This window comes from Nocardia anaemiae NBRC 100462, assembly GCF_001612725.1.
GTDB lineage: Bacteria > Actinomycetota > Actinomycetes > Mycobacteriales > Mycobacteriaceae > Nocardia > Nocardia anaemiae.
This window is the reverse complement of record NZ_BDAZ01000065.1, coordinates 37,444-55,251: the sequence shown is the minus strand read 5'-3', so window position 1 is coordinate 55,251 and position 17,808 is coordinate 37,444. Positions and strand designations below refer to the sequence as shown.

General features: G+C 65.9%; 18 protein-coding genes, 1 tRNA gene and 1 pseudogene. 8 read left to right on the top strand and 12 right to left on the bottom strand.

Annotated elements, in window-relative coordinates; genetic code table 11:
• Positions 1-46: 46 nt before the first annotated feature.
• Positions 47-439: a hypothetical protein gene (locus NA5_RS31380; protein ID WP_174555292.1), complete on the top strand. Its 393-nt coding sequence runs from the start codon at positions 47-49 to the stop codon at positions 437-439.
• Positions 440-563: 124 nt separating this feature from the next.
• Here NA5_RS31380 and NA5_RS31375 read toward each other — a convergent pair whose 3' ends face one another.
• The 3 genes from NA5_RS31375 to NA5_RS31365 all read right to left on the bottom strand — a co-directional run bounded on the left by NA5_RS31375 (position 564) and on the right by NA5_RS31365 (position 3,659).
• Positions 564-1,763, bottom strand: a complete 1,200-nt coding sequence (locus tag NA5_RS31375; RefSeq protein ID WP_062992601.1) for an acyl-CoA dehydrogenase family protein — start codon at positions 1,761-1,763, stop codon at positions 564-566.
• Positions 1,763-2,992, bottom strand: coding sequence for an acyl-CoA dehydrogenase family protein (locus NA5_RS31370; RefSeq protein ID WP_062992598.1), 1,230 nt, complete (start codon positions 2,990-2,992; stop codon positions 1,763-1,765). The genes NA5_RS31375 and NA5_RS31370 overlap by 1 nt, the downstream gene beginning before the upstream one ends.
• A gap of 121 nt (positions 2,993-3,113) precedes the next feature.
• Positions 3,114-3,659, bottom strand: a complete 546-nt coding sequence (locus NA5_RS31365) for a YdcF family protein (protein ID WP_307188889.1) — start codon at positions 3,657-3,659, stop codon at positions 3,114-3,116.
• 150 nt (positions 3,660-3,809) lie between these two features.
• Between NA5_RS31365 and NA5_RS31360 the strand changes: the two genes are divergently transcribed.
• Together NA5_RS31360 and NA5_RS31355 are read left to right on the top strand one after the other, a co-directional pair.
• On the top strand, positions 3,810-5,132 hold the full coding sequence (locus NA5_RS31360) for a UDP-glucose dehydrogenase family protein (protein WP_062992596.1): 1,323 nt from the start codon (positions 3,810-3,812) through the stop codon (positions 5,130-5,132).
• Between the two features lie 185 nt (positions 5,133-5,317).
• Positions 5,318-6,607, top strand: coding sequence for a DUF7159 family protein (locus NA5_RS31355; protein WP_062992594.1), 1,290 nt, complete (start codon positions 5,318-5,320; stop codon positions 6,605-6,607).
• A 488-nt stretch (positions 6,608-7,095) separates the two neighbouring features.
• Here the strand turns inward: NA5_RS31355 and NA5_RS31350 are convergent.
• The 3 genes and pseudogenes from NA5_RS31350 to NA5_RS31340 all read right to left on the bottom strand — a co-directional run.
• Positions 7,096-8,364: pseudogene (locus NA5_RS31350) on the bottom strand (YibE/F family protein); the annotation flags it as partial.
• A 408-nt stretch (positions 8,365-8,772) separates the two neighbouring features.
• On the bottom strand, positions 8,773-10,029 hold the full coding sequence (locus tag NA5_RS31345) for a pyridoxal phosphate-dependent aminotransferase (protein ID WP_062992592.1): 1,257 nt from the start codon (positions 10,027-10,029) through the stop codon (positions 8,773-8,775).
• 204 nt (positions 10,030-10,233) lie between these two features.
• Positions 10,234-11,574, bottom strand: coding sequence for a helix-turn-helix domain-containing protein (locus NA5_RS31340; protein ID WP_084484563.1), 1,341 nt, complete (start codon positions 11,572-11,574; stop codon positions 10,234-10,236).
• Between the two features lie 233 nt (positions 11,575-11,807).
• Between NA5_RS31340 and NA5_RS31335 the strand changes: the two genes are divergently transcribed.
• Positions 11,808-12,257: a hypothetical protein gene (locus NA5_RS31335; RefSeq protein ID WP_062992588.1), complete on the top strand. Its 450-nt coding sequence runs from the start codon at positions 11,808-11,810 to the stop codon at positions 12,255-12,257.
• Between the two features lie 278 nt (positions 12,258-12,535).
• Here NA5_RS31335 and dcd read toward each other — a convergent pair whose 3' ends face one another.
• Positions 12,536-13,108 (bottom strand): dCTP deaminase, encoded by a 573-nt coding sequence (gene dcd / locus NA5_RS31330; RefSeq protein ID WP_062992586.1) that lies wholly within the window; start codon positions 13,106-13,108, stop codon positions 12,536-12,538.
• Positions 13,109-13,215: 107 nt separating this feature from the next.
• Between dcd and NA5_RS31325 the strand changes: the two genes are divergently transcribed.
• From NA5_RS31325 to NA5_RS31315, 3 genes are read left to right on the top strand one after another with little or no spacing between them, the layout of a single operon-like run.
• Positions 13,216-14,262, top strand: a complete 1,047-nt coding sequence (locus NA5_RS31325; protein WP_062992584.1) for an iron-containing redox enzyme family protein — start codon at positions 13,216-13,218, stop codon at positions 14,260-14,262.
• Between the two features lie 12 nt (positions 14,263-14,274).
• Positions 14,275-14,916: a HemK2/MTQ2 family protein methyltransferase gene (locus tag NA5_RS31320; protein WP_062992582.1), complete on the top strand. Its 642-nt coding sequence runs from the start codon at positions 14,275-14,277 to the stop codon at positions 14,914-14,916.
• Between the two features lie 37 nt (positions 14,917-14,953).
• A complete protein-coding gene (locus NA5_RS31315; protein ID WP_084484564.1) occupies positions 14,954-15,109 on the top strand; it encodes a CDGSH iron-sulfur domain-containing protein in 156 nt (51 codons plus the stop codon).
• 54 nt (positions 15,110-15,163) lie between these two features.
• Here the strand turns inward: NA5_RS31315 and NA5_RS31310 are convergent.
• The 4 genes from NA5_RS31310 to NA5_RS31295 form a co-directional block, all read right to left on the bottom strand.
• Positions 15,164-15,234, bottom strand: a tRNA-Gly gene (locus NA5_RS31310).
• A gap of 145 nt (positions 15,235-15,379) precedes the next feature.
• Positions 15,380-15,709, bottom strand: a complete 330-nt coding sequence (locus NA5_RS31305; RefSeq protein WP_062992578.1) for a hypothetical protein — start codon at positions 15,707-15,709, stop codon at positions 15,380-15,382.
• A gap of 115 nt (positions 15,710-15,824) precedes the next feature.
• On the bottom strand, positions 15,825-16,121 hold the full coding sequence (locus tag NA5_RS31300) for a hypothetical protein (protein WP_062992574.1): 297 nt from the start codon (positions 16,119-16,121) through the stop codon (positions 15,825-15,827).
• The gene (locus tag NA5_RS31295) at positions 16,108-16,332 is read right to left on the bottom strand and encodes a hypothetical protein (protein ID WP_062992617.1); all 225 of its coding nucleotides are present in this window, start codon (positions 16,330-16,332) and stop codon (positions 16,108-16,110) included. Before NA5_RS31295 ends, NA5_RS31300 begins: the two co-directional genes overlap by 14 nt.
• 106 nt (positions 16,333-16,438) lie before the next feature.
• Between NA5_RS31295 and NA5_RS31290 the strand changes: the two genes are divergently transcribed.
• Positions 16,439-17,227 carry an alpha/beta fold hydrolase gene (locus NA5_RS31290; protein ID WP_062992572.1) on the top strand — a complete coding sequence of 263 codons (789 nt, stop codon included), beginning with the start codon at positions 16,439-16,441 and terminating at the stop codon, positions 17,225-17,227.
• On the opposite strand, the gene NA5_RS31285 is transcribed toward NA5_RS31290, so the two are convergent.
• Complete coding sequence (locus tag NA5_RS31285) at positions 17,211-17,807, bottom strand: TetR/AcrR family transcriptional regulator (RefSeq protein ID WP_245672482.1); 597 nt, start codon at positions 17,805-17,807, stop codon at positions 17,211-17,213. The genes NA5_RS31290 and NA5_RS31285 overlap by 17 nt on opposite strands.
• Between the last annotated feature and the right edge of the window lies 1 nt (position 17,808).

The following is a 17,808-nucleotide window of genomic DNA, read 5'->3' as shown; positions in this document are numbered from 1 at the left end:
TCCCGCCGCCGAGGCACCGGCCACGCCGCCGGTCAAGGGGCTCGCGATGAAGGGTCCGGCGAAGGCACCGGGCAAAGGGCTCGCCATGAAAGGCGCGGCGAAGGCGCCCGGAGCGGCAGCCTCGGCCCCCGCCGAAGCCGCGGCAACGGAAACCCCTGCCTCCGAAGCGGTTTCGGCCCCGACCGAAACCAAGCCGTCCCTCCCCGCCAAGGGCCTGGCCATGAAGTCCGGCTTCAAACGCCCCGGCCCCAAGGCCCCCGGCACGGCCACCCCGGCACCCGCCGAACCAGCCTCCCCCACCCCGGAGGCCGCGACGGAACCCGCCGCAGAACCGGACCAGCCCAACGGCAACGGCACCCCCGCCGTGACACCCCCACCCGCCAAGCCCGGCGGCCTCGGCTTCAAATCCGGTGCCAAGGCCCCCGGCCGCAAGAACTGACGGGATAGAGATCGGCCCGGGTGCGCGCATTGCGCACCCGGGCCGATTCGCTTTTCAGTGCAAACCATTGATGTCCGGAGATTGGACCGCTACGGCGTCGGCCTGCCGACCCGCTCCAGTACTACTACGGCCTCGTCAACGCCACATAGCGAGCGAGATGTTGGTCGCTGGAACCGAATTCGTATTCGATCGCGGTCAGGCGCTTGAAGTAGTGGCCGATCGCGAGTTCCTCGGTCATACCCATGGCACCGTGCAGTTGGACGGCATTCTGGCCGATGAACCGCGCGGCCCGAGCGATGGTGACCTTCGCGGCCGAGGCCGCACGCGCCCGGTCCGCCGCTGCGGCACCCAGCGAGTAGACGGCCAGGTATACCGCGGCAATGGCCTGCTCGAGCTCGATGAACATATCGACCATCCGATGCTGGAGCACCTGGAAGCTGCCGATCGGCTGACCGAACTGCTGCCGCTGTCTGGCGTATTCGACGGTGTCCGCCAATACCTTTCGCATGCAGCCGACCGCCTCGGACGCGATCGCGGCGATCGCCTCGTCCGCCGTGGCATCGATCGCGTCCCAGGCCGCGCCCTCGCCCCCGAGCAGCGCATCGGCTGGCAACCGGTGCCCGCTGAAGGTGAGATCGGAGCCGACCCGGTCGTCGATAGTCCGATACGAATGCACCTCGATACCGGCGGGCGGGTTCGCGGCATCGAATTCGGTGAGGAACAGCGAGATTCCATCCTTATCGCGCCGCTCACCGGCGGTGCGCGCGGTAATGAGCAGATGCGTCGCCAACGGCGCACTGGTCACGACGGTCTTGACGCCATCGAGAACCCACCCGTCACCGTCGCGGCGCGCGGTTGTCGACACATCGTGCAGCGTCTGCCCCGAGCTCGGCTCCAGCGCCGCGAACGCGGTCCGCGCCGCACCGGAAACGATCTGACGCAGTACCGAATCGGCGAGCGCGCCACCCGCGCGGTTCAGTAGACCGGCACCGACCACCACCGTGTCGACATACGGCTCGACGACCAGCGCACGGCCCAGTTCCTCGGTGATGATCATCATTTCGACCGGACCACCGCCCATGCCATCGACCCGCTCGGGCAGGGTGGCGCCGAGAATGCCCAGCTCCTCGGCGAATCCGCGCCATACGCTCGGCTGCCATCCGGCATCGGATTTCGCGGCGCCCCGGCTCTTGGCCCACCCGTCGCCCGACCACCGCCCCTCATGGAGTCGCTGCGCGACGCTGTTGTATTCGTAACGGGCGCCGAGGAATCCGGCCACCGTGTCGCGGAGCAGTTCCTGCTCATCGGTGAAGGTGAAGTCCATCAGAGCCCCAATGCTGCCTTGGCGAGGATATTTCGCTGAATTTCGTTGCTGCCCGCATAGATCGAGCCCGCCCGGTCGTTGAAGTAGCGCAGCGGCGCGACGGCCTGCCAGTCCGCACCGCTGCGATAGCCGTCGGCGGGCGGGGTGAATTCGGCAATCGGCCCGCCCGGCGCGGTGGCATGCGGCTGATAGACGCGTCCGCGCGGACCGGCCGCTTCCAGCGCCAATTCGGTGAGCCGCTGACTCAATTCGGTGGCCAGGATCTTGAGCATCGACGATGCCGGACCCGGATTCTTGCCGTGCGCCATCGCCGAAAGCGTGCGGTACTCCAGGATTTCCAGCACCTCGGTGCGAATTCGAGCCTCCGCGAGCTTCGCCGCGAATGCCGCGTCATCGATCAGCGGATTGCCGTCGGGTCCGGTCTGCCCGGCCGCCGCGGTGGCCACATCCTGGGCCATGACCTGCAGCATCGGCGCGGCCGCACCGCCGCGCTCGTGCACGAGCAGATATTTCGCCACGGTCCAGCCGTCATCGATGCGACCGAGCACATTGGTCTTCGGCACCCGGACGTTATCGAAGAAGACCTGGTTCTGCACCTGTTCGCCGGAGGTCATCACCAGCGGGCGGATCTCGATACCCGGTGTGGTCATATCGATCAGCAGGAAGGTGATGCCCTGCTGCTTCTTACCCTCGCGCGAGGTGCGGACCAGGCAGAAGATCCAATTCGCCTCGGTGGCGTGGGTGGTCCAGATCTTGCTGCCGGTGCAGACGAAATCGGCGCCGTCGTCGACTGCGGCCATGCTCAGGGCGGCCAGGTCCGAACCGGCCTCCGGTTCCGAATAGCCCTGGCAGAAGAAGATTTCCCCGGTCAGGATGCGCGGCAGATAGAACGCCTTCTGCTCCGGTGTACCGAATGCGACGATCGCGGGCGCGACCATCCGGATGCCCATCGGCGAGAGCGAAGGCGCACCGGCCAGCGTCGACTCGCGATTGAAGATGTAGTGCTGGGTGAGGCTCCAATCGCATCCGCCGTGCTCCACCGGCCAGGCCGGTGCCGCCCAGCCGCGCTCGTGCAGGACGCGCTGCCACCGCATGCTCGCCTCGTGGTCCGGGTACACGCTCGTCGCCAAGCGCCCGGCTCGCCGCAAATCGGGCGTCAGCTTCTCGTCGAGAAATGCGCGAACCTCATCGCGAAAGGCCAGATCGGCCGCCGACCAGTCGTAATCCATCTGCCCTCCCGGAGGGATCTGCGTCATTGCATCGGGTCGTCCTGCGGCCCCATGAGACGCAATGTACGTCCGTCCCACCTGGAAAATCAAACTGAGGCCACCTGCCTGCACTTGTGCGGGACTAGCAGTCTTCGAAGACGGCCTTGACATATCCGGCGGACTGGTAGACGTAGTCGTAGGCCCACCTGGCGACGGAAAGACGCGGCTGCGGATCCACCATCAGCACTTCGCCGTCCCAGCATTTCCCGAGGACGTAGCGGGCCCGCGAAATATGCGGCGTGAAGGTGATGACGATGACGCGACGCCAGCCCTGCGACGCGGCGAGTTCGGCGAGTTCCCGACCCTCACCGCGCGTGGTGCGCGGCGACGGATCGAAGCAGGTGACCTGAAAGCTGTAGCGGCTGTGGCAGATTCGATTCACCAGCGCGCTGTTCTCATATGGGTCGGAGAACAGCACCCGGGGCGCGTAACCCTCGCTGGCCAGCCGCAGTCCCAGTTTCTCGCGCCCATCGTGTGCGCCGCCGAGCACGAGAATCGCATCGGCTTTCGCGGGCACATCGACCTGCGGCCGGACATAAACCGGCCACAGCCCCGCGACCGACGCCACCATCGCAACGCCGAGTACCGCCCAGGCGCTGCGGGCCCGGATGCTGCGCTGGCGTCGCACGGGATCGATGGTAACCAGGCCGTCATCGGAGGGTTTTGCGCAGGTCAGCAAGGCTATCCGCAATTCGTGTCGCCACCTGTACATCTGCTGTTGCCGAGACCCTTGCCTCGCTGACGTGGGACGGCCATCGGCGGGACTTATCAATCGATCATGCGATGCACAGTCTTCGGAACCGGGTACCTCGGGGCCACGCACGCGGCGTGCATGGCCGACCTCGGACACGATGTGATCGGCGTGGATATCGATCCGGGCAAGGTCGCGAAGCTGTCCGATGGCGTGGTGCCGTTCTACGAACCCGGGCTCGAGGAGGTGCTGCGCCGGAACCTGGACGCCGGTCGGCTGCGGTTCACCACCTCGTATGCGGAGGCCGCCGACCATGCCCAGGTGCATTTCCTCGGTGTCGGCACACCGCAGAAGAAGGGCGAGTACGCCGCGGACCTGAAATACGTGCACGCCGTGGTGGATACGCTCGCGCCGTTGCTGGAGCGGCCATCGGTGATCGTCGGAAAGTCGACGGTGCCGGTGGGGACCGCCGCGGCACTGGGTGCGCGGGCCCGCGCGCTCACCGATGCCGAGGTCGAAGTGGCCTGGAATCCGGAGTTCCTGCGCGAGGGTTTCGCGGTGAAGGACACGCTGCGCCCGGACCGGCTGGTACTCGGCGTCGACCGCGAACGTGAAAGCGCGGACTGGGTGGAAGAATTGGTGCGCGAGATCTACGCGGACCTGATCGCGGCCGAGGTGCCGTTCCTGCTGACCGACTTGGCCACCGCCGAATTGGTCAAGGTCTCCGCGAATGCCTTTCTGGCGACCAAGATTTCCTTCATCAACGCGGTCTCCGAGGTCTGCGAGGCGACCGGCGCCGATGTGACCATGCTGGCCGACGCGCTCGGCTACGACGCGCGCATCGGCCGCCGATTCCTCAATGCCGGACTGGGTTTCGGCGGCGGCTGCCTACCCAAGGACATCCGCGCGTTCATGGCGCGCTCTGGCGAACTCGGCGCCGATCACGCGGTGGCCTTCTTGCGCGAGGTCGACAACATCAATATGCGCCGCCGCACCAAGATGGTCGATATGGCCGCGCGGGCCTGTGGCGGATCGCTGCTCGGCGCCAATGTGGCGGTGCTCGGTGCGGCCTTCAAACCCGAATCCGACGATGTGCGTGACTCGCCCGCGCTCAATGTGGCCGGGATGATCCAACTGCACGGCGCGGTGGTGACGGTGTACGACCCTAAGGCGGCGGAGAATTCGCGACGGGTCTTCCCCACCTTGAATTACGCGACCTCGGTGACCGAGGCCTGCGATCGCGCCGATGTAGTACTGGTGCTGACCGAGTGGGACGAATTCGTCACATTGCGTCCGCAAGACCTCGACTCGGTGGTTCGCAAACGGTCGATCATCGACGGCCGGAACTGTCTCAATCGTGCCACCTGGAGAGCCGCCGGATGGGTGTACGCCGGACTCGGCACACCGTAGAGTTGCCTGCGACGTGGGGACGATCAGCTCCTGCCTTCGGGTCTGTCGGACGTCGACGGTAGGGTCCCGGGAGCGGGCCGATCCACCGGCGGGCGGCGCAGGCTCGCATGTCGTGATGTGTGAAACGGGATGGGCAGCTGATGAGTTCGGTTCTGGGAGTTTCGGTGGGGGCCGGCGCCGTCCGAATGGCGCGACCACACACCGCGAGCCCCCACGGCCCCATCGGCCCGCATTCCTTCGATCTACAGACCATTCCGGTTGTCGAGCAGCAGGTAGAGGAACTGGCCGCCGAGGCGATCGGCGTGACGCTGGAAGCCATGCCCGGCATCGCGGCCACCGCGATCGCCTACCGCAGTGAGCAGCATGCCAAGGCGCTGCGCGCGGCCATGGCGCGCCAGCAGCTCACCAATTACGAACTGGTGCCCGAAATTATCGCGGCGGTCGAATTCGCCCAGGCCACCGGGGATATCCGCGGCATCTCCTCACTCGTCGTCTACGACCTCGGCAGCTCCGGACTGACGGTCAGCGTCGTCGACACCCAGACCCGGGAGATCCGCCACAGCGAACGCACCAGCGATATCAGCGGCGACTATCTGGATTCGCTGATCCGCGAACAGCAGATCGCCTCGGGCCGGATCGCGCATCCGCCGGACTCGGCGGGGCTGGCCGCGCTGGACGCGCTGTGCCGCGAGGCCAAGGAGCAATTGTCCTCGAATACCGCGGTGGCCCTGCCGAGCGAACAAGGGCTGGTGCTACTGGCCCAGGAGAAATTCGAAGCCCTGATCATGCTGGCGATCGAATCGTCGGCGCGGATGGCGCGCGATGTCATCGTGCGCTCGGATCGTCCGGTGCACGGTGTGCTCGCGATCGGCGGTTGCGCGCGAATTCCGCTGATCGCCAAGGTCCTCGAGCGGTGGATGGGGGTGCCGGTCATCGTTCCGGACAGCCCGGAGACGGTGGTCACCCGCGGTGCCGCACTGATGGCGCGTCCGGTTCGCACGGTCGTGCAGACCCCGCAGCGGCACGCGCCCGCCGCCGATGCGCTGCTCGATGATGATGACCTCTCACCCGCCTGGCTATCCGCACCGGCCAAGCGGCGCCGTGGCAAGCGGGAGATCAATGGTGCGGTGCTGACCGTCAGCGCGCTGGCTGTGGTCGCGGCGATCGGACTCGGACTCGGTTACGGTCCACAGGTTCTCACGCGCGATTCACAGAGCAGTGACCGCCCCACCTCGGTCTCCCCGACCAACCCGCCGCGCACCACCACCTTGGACCCGCAGATCGCCGTCGCCCCCGCCAGCACCACCGAGTCCAGCGAGTCGGTGGCCGCACCGCCGCCCGTGCGCCGCACTACAACATCCGAGGCCCCGCCCACACCCGGCCCGAATACCATTGTCGTACCAGGCCTACCGCCGATCGTGGTGCCGACGATTCCACCCGAGGTCTTTCCATTCCCACCGCCGGGACCGCGCTGAGCTGGTTGCCGCCCTATCCGCCTCCAGCAGCTCGCCGAGCGTAGTGATATGGCGGTCGACTTCGTCGTAGGCGACCACCATTCAACTACGTTCGACGGACCCCGGGCCGAGCGGCGATACGGCAGAAGCTATCTGGACACGGCACCAGCTGAGCACTGCGGCAGTTATCGAGGGGCGGGACCCTCGTCGTCCCCCGTGCTCTCGTATCCGCGAGGATCCGGGCGGCGGTAGCCGCGGTGGCCGGTCTCGTAATCGGATTCGTACTCTTGTGGATCAGCGCTGCGGTAGCCGCGATTACGGTCGTATGCACGGGGATTGGAGGCTCGATCGTCCCAGCTGACCTGGCGGTGTGAGCCGGTGCCCGCCTCGTTGTCCCGGGATTGATCCGATATCCGTCGGCGTCCGGTATTGCTCGTATCGGTGGCCACTGCGCCGCTGGACCGCTTGGCCGGACCGCCGGAGCGCCGGGCCGCTGCCGACGACTCGGACCTCGCATGACGCGAGTGCCTGGCGGGGGCCGCGGGTTCGGGCTTGTGACCGAAGGGGCGGGCGAGCATGACGGCGATGGCGGTGGTCAACGGGACCGAAAGGGCCAGCGCGATACCGCCGACGGAGGAGCGAGCGATTTCGATGGCGACCGCGTCACCGGTCAGCACGTCCCGGATGGAGCGGCCAGCGACGCTGAACAGCAGCAGCAGCGGCAGCGCGCCACCGGCATAGGCCAACACCAGGGTGTAGACCGTGCTCGCGATGTGGTCCCGGCCGACGCGCATGGCGGCGGCGAAAACCTCGCGGCGCGAGGCGGATTGGTCGATGGCGGCGAGTTCGAAGGCGGCCGAGGCCTGGGTGATGGTGACGTCGTTGAGCACACCGAGCGAACCGATGATGAAGCCGGCCAGCAGCAGACCGGTAATGCTGACGTGCTGAATGTAGGTGGCGACATTGGTGTTCTGTTCCTCGGACAGCCCGGTCAGATGGGTGATCTCGATGGCGACCCAGGACAGCACCGCCGCGACGATCATCGAGGTCAGAGTGCCGAGCAACGCCGAACTGGTGCGCAGATTCACCCCGTGCGCGAGATACAGCACGGCATACAGGATCATCGCACCCGCGACCAGCGCGACCGGAATGGCGGGCTTGCCGTCCAACAGTGCGGGCAGCATGAACAGCACGAGCACCGCGAAGGCGAAGATCAGCCCGAGCAGTGCCCGCAATCCGCGCCAGCGCGCCACCACGATCACCACGACGACGAAGGCCAGCACGATCAGCATCAACGGCAGCCCGCGCGAATAGTCCTCGAACGAGTACAGCGGCATCCCGCTCGGATCGGTCTGCCGCACGATCCGGATGTGATCACCGGCGTGCAGATCGGGTTGGCCTGGGCCGGGCGCAATTTCGAACAGGGTGTGATTGCCCTTGTGCGGACCCGAATCGATGCTGATCAGACTGCGCTGACAGGTATATCCGGCGGCACGCGGCTGCTCGGGCTTATCGATGAACACCTTGCCGATCGAACTGCTGCCGCAGGCGCCGAGGTCCTGCATCACCACGGTTCCGGCCTCGGTCTGTACCGCGCCACCGCCCGCGTTCTGCATCGGCAGCGGAATATCGATGTGCTGACTGCTCGGCCACAGCACGATGGCGGCGATCACGACCACGACTCCGATCGCCGCGAGCAGCCCGACGACGACACGGGCCGCGGTCGCGCCGATCGCGATGGGGCCGGAATGGTCGTGGTGATGGTGATGATCACTCATGGCTCACCGGACTCCTACCTTTTCGTCTGTAGTCCAGGGTGCGAGCTTAAAGGATTTCATTTTCAAGATCGGATTCACGGACCGACAGTGACCGACGCGGAGTCAGGAAAGGTTCCGAATGGAAGATCGGGAGGGGGCGGCGGAGAGCAGGGGGATGTCTCCGCCGCCCGCAGGTCGGCGCCCAGGGGGGTAGGCAGCCTAACCCGAGGTCAGGTTGTCCAGGGGGGGTAGACAACTTGACCGGGCACTCGAAGTGCCAAGAGACACTGTACACAAAAAGTCTCGTTTAGCGCTAGCTAGTAACTAAAACTCTTGAATATCCGTACGCAGGGTATGTTTCGGCCCCAGAAGCAGGGCGATCCGGTAGCCCAGCACACGCTGGCGCCGAAGATCGGACCGCCCAGCCCGCTACTGCCGGTAACTCGACAAGAAGTTCCCGAAGCGCTCGATGGCCACCGCGAGATCCCGTGCCCACGGCAGCGTGACGATCCGCAGATGATCATGATTCGGCCAATTGAATCCGGTGCCCTGCACCATCAAGATCTTCTCCTGCAGCAGCAGATCCAGGATCAGCTTCGAATCATCGTGGATTTCATAGACGTTCGGATCCAACTTCGGGAACGCGTAGAGCGCACCCTTCGGCTTCACACAGGAAACGCCCGGGATCATATTCAGCCGCTCCCACGCCACATCGCGCTGCTCGAGTAGTCGCCCGCCGGGCAGGATCAGATCCTCGATGCTCTGATGTCCGCCCAGTGCCACCTGAATCGCATGCTGCGCAGGCACATTCGGGCAAAGCCTGGTCGAGGCGAGCAGATCGATGCCCTCGAGGAAACCGGCCGCATGCTCCTTGGGTCCGGTGATCGCCAACCAGCCGGAGCGGTAGCCCGCGACCCGGTAGGCCTTGGAGAGTCCGTTGAAGGTCAGACAGAGCAGATCGGGCGCGAGCGTCGCCAGCGAGATGTGCTTGGCATCGTCGTAGAGGATCTTGTCGTAGATCTCGTCGGCCAGCAGCAGCAGCTGATGCTTGCGCGCCAGGTCGACCAGCTGCTGCAACACCTCGGTGGAGTACACCGCGCCGGTCGGGTTGTTCGGGTTGATGACCAGCAGCGCCTTGGTCTTGGCGGTGATCTTCGATTCGATATCGGCGATATCGGGCTGCCAACCGTTGGATTCGTCACACAGGTAGTGCACCGGGGTGCCCCCGGCCAGGCTGGTCATGGCCGTCCACAGCGGATAATCCGGGGCCGGGATCAGCACCTCGTCACCGTTGTCGAGCAGCGCCTGCATGGTGATGGTGATCAGCTCGGAGACGCCGTTGCCCAGGTAGACGTCGTCGACATCGAGTTCGGGAAAGCCGGGAACCAGCTCATACCGGGTCACGATGGCGCGCCGGGCCGAGAGGATGCCCTTGGATTCGGAATAGCCCTGGGCATACGGCAGTGCGGCGATGATGTCGCGCATGATCACATCGGGCGCCTCGAATCCGAACGGCGCAGGGTTGCCGATATTCAGCTTGAGGATGCGATGCCCCTCCGCCTCCAGCCGTGCCGCATGCGCGCCCACCGGTCCACGAATTTCGTAGAGGACGTTCTGCAGCTTCGTGGATTGCTCCAGCACGCGCGGCGGATGGTGCGGTAAATGGCTAGGACTCACCTTGCCTATGGTGCCATCTGTATTTTTGGCCGCGTGGCCGCGGCGTGTTCGCGGCCCCCTGGTGTCTCGCGTCCGAGCCGTCGAGACTCGCGCCTGCGGCGCATGCGCTTCGACGACTCGGACGCGAGACGGGCCGCGAACGGGTCGCTCGTAAGTCTCGCTCCGTTGTGGTCGAGAGTGCTTGTAGCCGCAGCGAGATCCAGTGCGCTCGAATTACGACGACGAATTCCCCGGCGGGATGCCTTTGGCCGCAGTGGATCCGCAGAACTCCTCGATTTTCTCATCGAGTAACCGCGCCTCGACGGCGTCGCGGAACTGCGGTCCGGCGATCCGCCGCCGCAGCCCGATGAGCCGTTCCTCCAGTTGCGCGATGCGTTTGTCCTCGACGAGGCCGAGCACCGGAAGCAGGGCGGCGGACGCACCGTCGAGGCTGCCATTGATCAGATGCGCCGCGGCGCTGTCGACCCGGGCCATCGCCTCCGTGCCGTAGGAGCGCCGCTCGGACGGACCGTTCGCATACAACTCGATGGCCTGTTGGGTCGCGGCCAATGCGGGTTCGGCCTGACCGAGATGGATATAGGTCGCACCCGCGTAGTAATGGGCCTTGGCCTCGTTGAAGCCGAAGACGCCGCCGACCTCGTCGTGCAGCGAGTCGGTATCGGCCGCCTCGCGGGCATCCTCGGCGGCCCGAATGCAGCGGTCGGCATCGGCGTCACTGCCCAACCGGGACCAGATCCTGGCCTCGATGTTCAATAGTCGAACCTTGGCCGTGGCCGATTCGGCGAACTCCTGCCCGCTCTGCGCCAGCAGCACTCCCCGGCGCGGCCGATCGGACCAGTATTCGATCAGCGCGTGCATGCCGCGGGTCCAGGCGCGCAACCCGTTGTGACCACACAATTCGGAATAGGCCCAGGCCGCTCTGATCTGCTCACCGGCGGCATCGAGATAGCCGAGGTCGGTGCTCGCATTGGCGAGCAATCCCGACAGCGTGCCCGCCAGCAGATACAGATGGCTGGTATCGGCGGGGCGCTGATGCCCCTCCAACAGCCGGTAGACCCGGCGTCGCACTCGCAGCATCTCCACCATCATCGGTACCGGCGGGATGTGCACATATTCATTCGCGATGCGCGTGACATCAGCATCGAGCTGTTCCAACGTGGTGGCGCCCACATTGGTGCTCTCGGCCCGGCCGGCGTGCTCGCTCGCCTCGTGGGCAGCCGCCATAATCAGATCCCTCTCCGAAATCGCCGCTAACGCATCACCTCTCATCGCACCGGCGTCTATGAGAGCCAAAAGGTCCGCGTCACTGGAATAGTTGGCGCGGGCCGAGGCATCGGCCCGCCTGTCGAATCCGGGCGCGGTCGGTCGATCGAATACGGGCTGATCGATCATGGCCGCGAACCGTGCCCGCACAACCTCGTCGGACCTGGCCAGGGAGGTATCGAGGGCGGCTTGATTGACCGGACGCGGATGGACCCGCGCGCCACCGGCCTCCCACTTCGATACCAGCCGCTCGTGCACTCCCAGATGTGCCGCGAACTCCCGGATACTCATCCGCCTGGCATCGCGAAGGGCACGGGCCTCCTTACCTGACCACTGCCGGACCACGATGGCATCCCTTCCGAACGAACTCCTTCTCAGAGTACGAGCGGTTTGTGAGTGCGGCCACAGGCAAAAGCATTCGGCTATCAGAGGCAGCGGAAAGGCAGTGGAAGGCGGGCGGGTGGGCAATTCCCGAATCGCCATCCGGCACAGGACCCTTGGACCGAGGAGGCAAGGAGTTGGCCGTGAATGTGGAGAAACTCAGAACAGTCGACGATTGGGTGGCCTACTACCGGCACGAGTTCGGATTGCCGGTCACCGAACGCGGCGGGTTCGTGATGCTGCCCATCACCGGCCGGGTATGCGTTGTCCATCTGCCGACGACTCGGGCCGAAAAGGTCAGGGCCGCAATGGAACAGCAGGGGACGAGGGGCCCCATGCTGGCCAGGCAGATCCGCTGGAGCTTCCTCGCCGCGCCGGACAGTCGGCCGGGCGCACAGGTATTGGAGGTGCTGAACCGTCTCGATATAGGCATTCCGGCCATCGGCAGTGCCGTGATGTTGCCGACCGGGCTCGGGCGGTGGACCCGGGAAGGGTGCTTCTGGGTCAACCCACCGAGTCGCGGCGACACGCTCCCACCGTTATCCGTCGTTGTCACGGCGGCACTCGCGGTGGGGGCGGGTGGCGGGGACTGAATGCGTCGTCGGTCCCCGCCGCCACTCGGCGCCGGGCCTACCGAGTCCGCCCCTCTATTGGCAGTCGACAGGGGCGGACTCGGTCGGGTGTTTGCGAGCCGATTCCATGCTGGCGAATGGCAGCGAAAGGGCACCGGAGTTGCATGCCGGAGCCGAAACCCGTACGTGGGCGCACGATTCGAGCGAGCCGAGGAAGATCGCTCGGGTCGACGCCGACGTACGGGTTGCCGCGCTACTTCCGGTTCGCCGAAACCCGCACTGCCACTTGGCAAATCGACCTAGGTGGGCAGCGGGAAGTTCAAATAGGACCGCGAGGGTGTCGGCCCGCGCTGGCCCTGGTACTTCGAGCCCGCGCTGGTGCTGCCGTAGGGGTTCTCGGCCGGGCTGGTCAGGCGCAACAGGCACAGCTGACCGATCTTCATACCCGGCCACAGGGTGATCGGCAGATTCGCCACATTCGACAGTTCCAGCGTGATGTGTCCGCTGAAGCCAGGATCGATGAAGCCCGCTGTCGAATGGGTCAGCAGGCCGAGCCGTCCGAGACTGGACTTGCCTTCCAGCCGACCGGCCAGATCATTCGGCAACGTGCAGACCTCCAGTGTGGAGCCGAGCACGAATTCGCCGGGATGCAGCACGAAGGGCTCACCCTCGTCGGGCTCGACCAGGCTGGTCAGCTCATCCTGACGTTGCGCTGGATCGATATGGGTGTAGCGGCTGTTGTCGAAAACCCGGAACAGCCCATCGAGCCGCACATCGATACTCGACGGCTGGATCAGGTTTTCCAGCAGCGGCTCGACACCGAGACGCCCAGCGGCGATCTCCGCACGGATGTCACGATCGGAAAGCAGCACGCCGACGAGCGTAGCGCCTGCTCGATACCGCTCCTCAGCCGCCATTCGCGCGCGAGTTCGGCCGACGGCGCGGCGATAGATTCGCCGAGGTCGGGTATTGCGCAACCATGACAGCAGTCGATACTTCGGCGCCCGTGCTGCCCGGACCGCGCGGGGAACTCTCCGCGGGGATCATCGAGGTGTTGCGCGGGGATGGCGGTGGCCCCGTTCCGCCCATGATCGATGCGGATCCGTACGGCGAAGATCTGCAACTGGCTCTGCAGCTGTGTTACGAGCTGCACTACCAGGGGTTCGACGGGGTCGATCCAGGGTGGGAGTGGAATCCGCGGTTACTGGAATTGCGGGCCGCATGTGAAAAACAGTTCCTCGACGCGCTGCTGCGGGACGTGCCGGGCGGCACGGACCTGGACGCCGAGCTGACACAGTTGGTCACCGAGCCCACCGAGCCGACCGGCATCGGCGCGCACCTGTGGGAGGCCGGTGAATGGTGGCAGCTGCGTGAGTATTTCGTGCATCGATCGATCTACCACCACAAGGAGGCCGATCCGTATGCGTGGGTGATCCCCAGACTGCGCGGTCAGGCCAAGGCATCGCTGGTCGCGGTGGAGTTCGACGAATTCGGTGGCGGGCGCGGCGAGCGCGTGCACGCACAGCTCTACGCGGACCTGATGGCCGCGGCCGGGCTGGAGTCCGGCTATCTGTACTACCTCGATGTGGTGCCCGCGCCGATGCTGGCGGTGGTCAACATGATGTCGCTATTCGGGCTGCATCGGCACTTGCGCGGTGCGCTGGTCGGACACTTCGCAACCGTTGAGACAACATCGTCGCCGGGGGCGGCACGGATGGTCGAAGCCCTGCGCAGACTCGATGCGGCCCCGCAGTGCGTGCGGTTCTACACCGAACATGTCGAGGCGGACGCGGTCCACGAACAGGTCATGCGACGCGATGTGATCGGCGACCTGATCGCCCGCCAACCCGAACTGACCTCGTCGATCGTCCTCGGCATCCAGGCCACCAACCTGCTCGAAGATCGCTTCGCCGATCATGTTCTCGCCCAGAGCTGGGCACATGGGCGCAGTTCGCTGCGCGGTCCCGGACTCCTCGGCCCCGATTCGATACCAGCGGACCCGATTGCCGCGCACTATTCGGGTTAATCGGCGAATGTGATGTTGATTCGCCCGCCGGGCGTTTATCGCCCGCAAGCCGATACCTGGTTGCTCGCCCGCGCCATGCGGGACGCTCCGGTGCCGCGCGGCGGGCGCGCGTTGGATGCCTGCACCGGAACCGGAGTACTCGCGATCCACGCGGCGCTGGCCGGAGCCGCGTCGGTCACCGCCGTGGATATCTCCCGGGCGGCGGTCGCCTCGGCCTGGCTCAACAGCCGCATCCGCGGCATCGGCGTGGAGGTCGTGCGCGGCGATGTCGCCACCGCGCTGGGCGATCGCCGATTCGATGTGGTGGTCGCCAATCCGCCGTATGTACCGAGCGCTCACCCGGGTCGGGGGCATACGCGCGCTTGGGACGCCGGACAGCACGGCAGGACCGTACTGAACCAGCTGTGCGGCAGATTGCCGACGCTGTTGGCGCACAACGGTATCGGGCTGATCGTGCACTCCGCGGTCTGCGATCCGGATCGCACCCTCACCCAACTGCGCGGCGGCGGACTGAAGGCGGCGATCGTCGCCAGGGCCATCCTGCCGTTCGGTCCGGTGATGCGCGGGCGCGCCGCCTGGCTCGAGGCGACCGGTTTGATCGGTCCACGACAACGACATGAAGAGCTGGTGGTGATCCGTGCCGACCGAATCTGATCCGGTACGCCGACTGTCCTTCACCGACGACGGGCCCATGTTGGTCGAGGGCCCGGTCGAGCTGGTGACTGCCGACGGACGAACACTGCACTGCGACCGTTTCCTGGTGGCCATCTGCCTGTGCCGTCGCTCGAAGAATTACCCACTGTGCGACACGAGCCACCGCAAACACCGCCGCGATCGAACCGCGTAGGCCTGCGCAAACAACAGGGCCCCGACCGCAAATATGCTGGTCAGGGCCCTTTTGAGCCGATGACGGGAATCGAACCCGCGCTGTCTGCTTGGGAAGCAGAAGTTCTACCATTGAACTACATCGGCAGCGCGCTATGCGCGTCCGCGACTTTATCAGACCAGCCACTATGCCGGTCAACTCCCTGACCTGAGCCGCTGAGTGTCGTAGTGGCGCAATGGCTTCACCGGGCCACGCCCCGAACCCACTGGGTTCGGGGCGGAGGTCAACCCGTTATTTCGCGCGGCATTCGGTGAAGATCTTGGTGTTGGCCTCGCGGGCCTTATCGGCATCGGACTGGCTCATGCCGAAATTATTCGGGTCCGCGGCCTTGGTGTCGTATTCGTCGCTGATCATCTTGCGCAGGCCCTCCTGCGAAATGCCTTGGTCCACATAGAGCTTGGCGGCGCAGTCGGCCAGGCTCTTGTCCTTGAGTCCCTTGTCCTGCAGCGACTTGGAGAGGTCCGCTTGGGTTACCGCGGGCTGGTCCGCGGCCTTGTCGTTGCCGCAAGCCGCCAGTACCGGCAGCGCGACGAGCGCTGCGGCGATCAGGAAGGTCCGCACCTGATTCCTCTTCTCGATTCAGTTCGAATACACGGCCACCGCGGTGGTGCCGCAACGATAATGCCGTACGGGGTCAAGCGGTAGCGCGGCGATCGACTTCCCAGTCGGGAAGGGGTTACAGGTCCATGGCCGCGCGCAACGCGGTATCCAACCGCTCCAGCGCATCCGCTTCCATCTCGTCGATGGCCTCGGCCAGCCAGCCGCGATAGATGCGACCGATATTCCCGGCGTGCACCCAACCGTGCCGCTCCACGGGCACAGCCAGAATGTCCAGCGGGTCCTCGTCGACGACCTCGGCGGCGATCAGCCACTGCCTCGGTGATTCATTGATGCCATCACTGCTGATGAGCACGACGGTACGGCGCCGCGGCGAACCGTGTGGGTGATAGGTCCACAGTTCACCCCTGCGCACGCATCGCCTCCTCGGCGGCGGCCAGCTCCGCCTCGTCCGCCCCGGCCAGCGCCGTCACATCGGGTACCGGACCGACGCCGGTCCGAACGGCTTCGCGACGCGCTGCCTTCGATATCCACGCCGACGGCGACATCCCAGCGCGAGCCGCCGCCTGTTCGGCGAAGGCCCAGGACGCCTCGTCCAGCGAGAGGGTGACCTTACGCGTTGCCATACCATTTATCGTACCGGCGTTTCGGCTGACTACCAGCGCGAATCCCGCCTCGGCCGTGGCCGGAAATCTCGGTCCGACCGCCGGGAATCGCTGTACGGTCACAGCTATGACGACGTTGAACCACCACCGGGCAGGCGCGGGGGAACCGCTGGTCATGGTGCACGGCGTAGGCAGCCGCTGGCAGGTGTGGGAGCCGATCATCGACACCCTCGCCGAATCCTTCGATGTCATCGCCGTCGATCTGCCCGGCTTCGCCGGTTCCGCGCCGATCGAGCACACCACCGTCGACACCCTCACCGAAGCACTCGCCGACTTCCTCACCGAACAGGGCATCGAGCGTCCGCATCTTGCGGGCAATTCGATGGGCGGACTCATCAGCCTTAACCTCGGCGCGCGGGGTGCGGCCCGCTCGGTCACGGCATTTTCGCCGATCGGATTCTGGGACACCCCCGGCCGGGTGTGGTGCCAACAGTCGCTCGGCAAATCCCGCCAACTGGCCCTGGTACTGCGCCGATGGCTGCCCGACGTGCTCGGCACCGCCGCGGGCCGCACCGCATTCCTGTCACTGGTCTTCGGCAAGCCGTGGGCGATCGATCCACAGGTGGCCATCGACACCGCCGCCGACGCGGCCGACGCACCCGGCTTCGAGCCCGCCCTTGCCTCCTTCACCGATGCGAAATTGCACGAAATCGGTGCGCTGGCCGACATTCCCGTCACCATCGCGTGGGGCAACCGGGATATCCTGCTGACCTACGCCACCCAGAGCAGGAAGGCACGCACCGTGCTGCCGAATGCCCGCCACGTCACGCTGCACGGCAGCGGCCACACCCCGTTCTTCGACGATCCGGCGGGCTGCGCGCAGGTCCTGCTCGACACCATCAGTCCACATTCCTGACCGTCAGTGTTGCCGGATCCGCCGTGCCGAGCAGGATCCGGACCGCATTTCCCCAGCGCCGCCGGAGGATTCGATTGCGGTCCAGATCGCCGGTGAGCAGCACACGCATGGCGAGACCGGTCATGATCTCGATGGTGAATTCGGTAATGGTCGGCACGCGCGGGTCATCCGGGAACTCCTGACGGAAGATATCGCGAATGCTGTTGTGCATCAGGTCGAATAGTCGATGCTCCAGCGGTAGGAAAGCGGCGAGCAGCTCGGGGTCGGTGCGCGCGCCGACCCACATCTCCAGCGCCGCCCAGAACGACGGCCCGGTGAACATGCGCATGGTCAGCTCGACCGCGGTTTCGAGTCGATCGGCATCGACCGGAATCGCCTCGAATTCCCTTGTCAGCTGGGCGAATCGGCGCTCGGCCAGATGTTCGACGGCACCGGCGAGCAGATCCGCCTTGGTCGGGAAGTGGTGTTGCAGCGTGCCGCGCGGCACCCCGGCCCGCTTCTGCACCTCGAGTGTGGTGGTACCGGCGTAGCCGACCTCGACCAGACTCTCCACCGCCGCGTCCAGGAGCCGCGTGCGCATG

What these genes read in the sequence shown, in the direction of transcription:
- NA5_RS31380 (WP_174555292.1), top strand. Translation starts at nt 47, where the DNA reads ATGAAGGGTCCGGCGAAGGCACCGGGCAAAGGGCTCGCCATGAAAGGC.
- NA5_RS31375 (WP_062992601.1), bottom strand. Translation starts at nt 1,763, where the DNA reads ATGGACTTCACCTTCACCGATGAGCAGGAACTGCTCCGCGACACGGTG.
- NA5_RS31370 (WP_062992598.1), bottom strand. Translation starts at nt 2,992, where the DNA reads ATGGATTACGACTGGTCGGCGGCCGATCTGGCCTTTCGCGATGAGGTT.
- NA5_RS31360 (WP_062992596.1), top strand. Translation starts at nt 3,810, where the DNA reads ATGCGATGCACAGTCTTCGGAACCGGGTACCTCGGGGCCACGCACGCG.
- NA5_RS31355 (WP_062992594.1), top strand. Translation starts at nt 5,318, where the DNA reads ATGGCGCGACCACACACCGCGAGCCCCCACGGCCCCATCGGCCCGCAT.
- NA5_RS31340 (WP_084484563.1), bottom strand. Translation starts at nt 11,574, where the DNA reads ATGAGTATCCGGGAGTTCGCGGCACATCTGGGAGTGCACGAGCGGCTG.
- NA5_RS31325 (WP_062992584.1), top strand. Translation starts at nt 13,216, where the DNA reads ATGACAGCAGTCGATACTTCGGCGCCCGTGCTGCCCGGACCGCGCGGG.
- NA5_RS31320 (WP_062992582.1), top strand. Translation starts at nt 14,275, where the DNA reads ATGTTGATTCGCCCGCCGGGCGTTTATCGCCCGCAAGCCGATACCTGG.
- NA5_RS31315 (WP_084484564.1), top strand. Translation starts at nt 14,954, where the DNA reads ATGTTGGTCGAGGGCCCGGTCGAGCTGGTGACTGCCGACGGACGAACA.
- NA5_RS31295 (WP_062992617.1), bottom strand. Translation starts at nt 16,332, where the DNA reads ATGGCAACGCGTAAGGTCACCCTCTCGCTGGACGAGGCGTCCTGGGCC.
- NA5_RS31290 (WP_062992572.1), top strand. Translation starts at nt 16,439, where the DNA reads ATGACGACGTTGAACCACCACCGGGCAGGCGCGGGGGAACCGCTGGTC.
- NA5_RS31285 (WP_245672482.1), bottom strand. Translation starts at nt 17,807, where the DNA reads ATGCGCACGCGGCTCCTGGACGCGGCGGTGGAGAGTCTGGTCGAGGTC.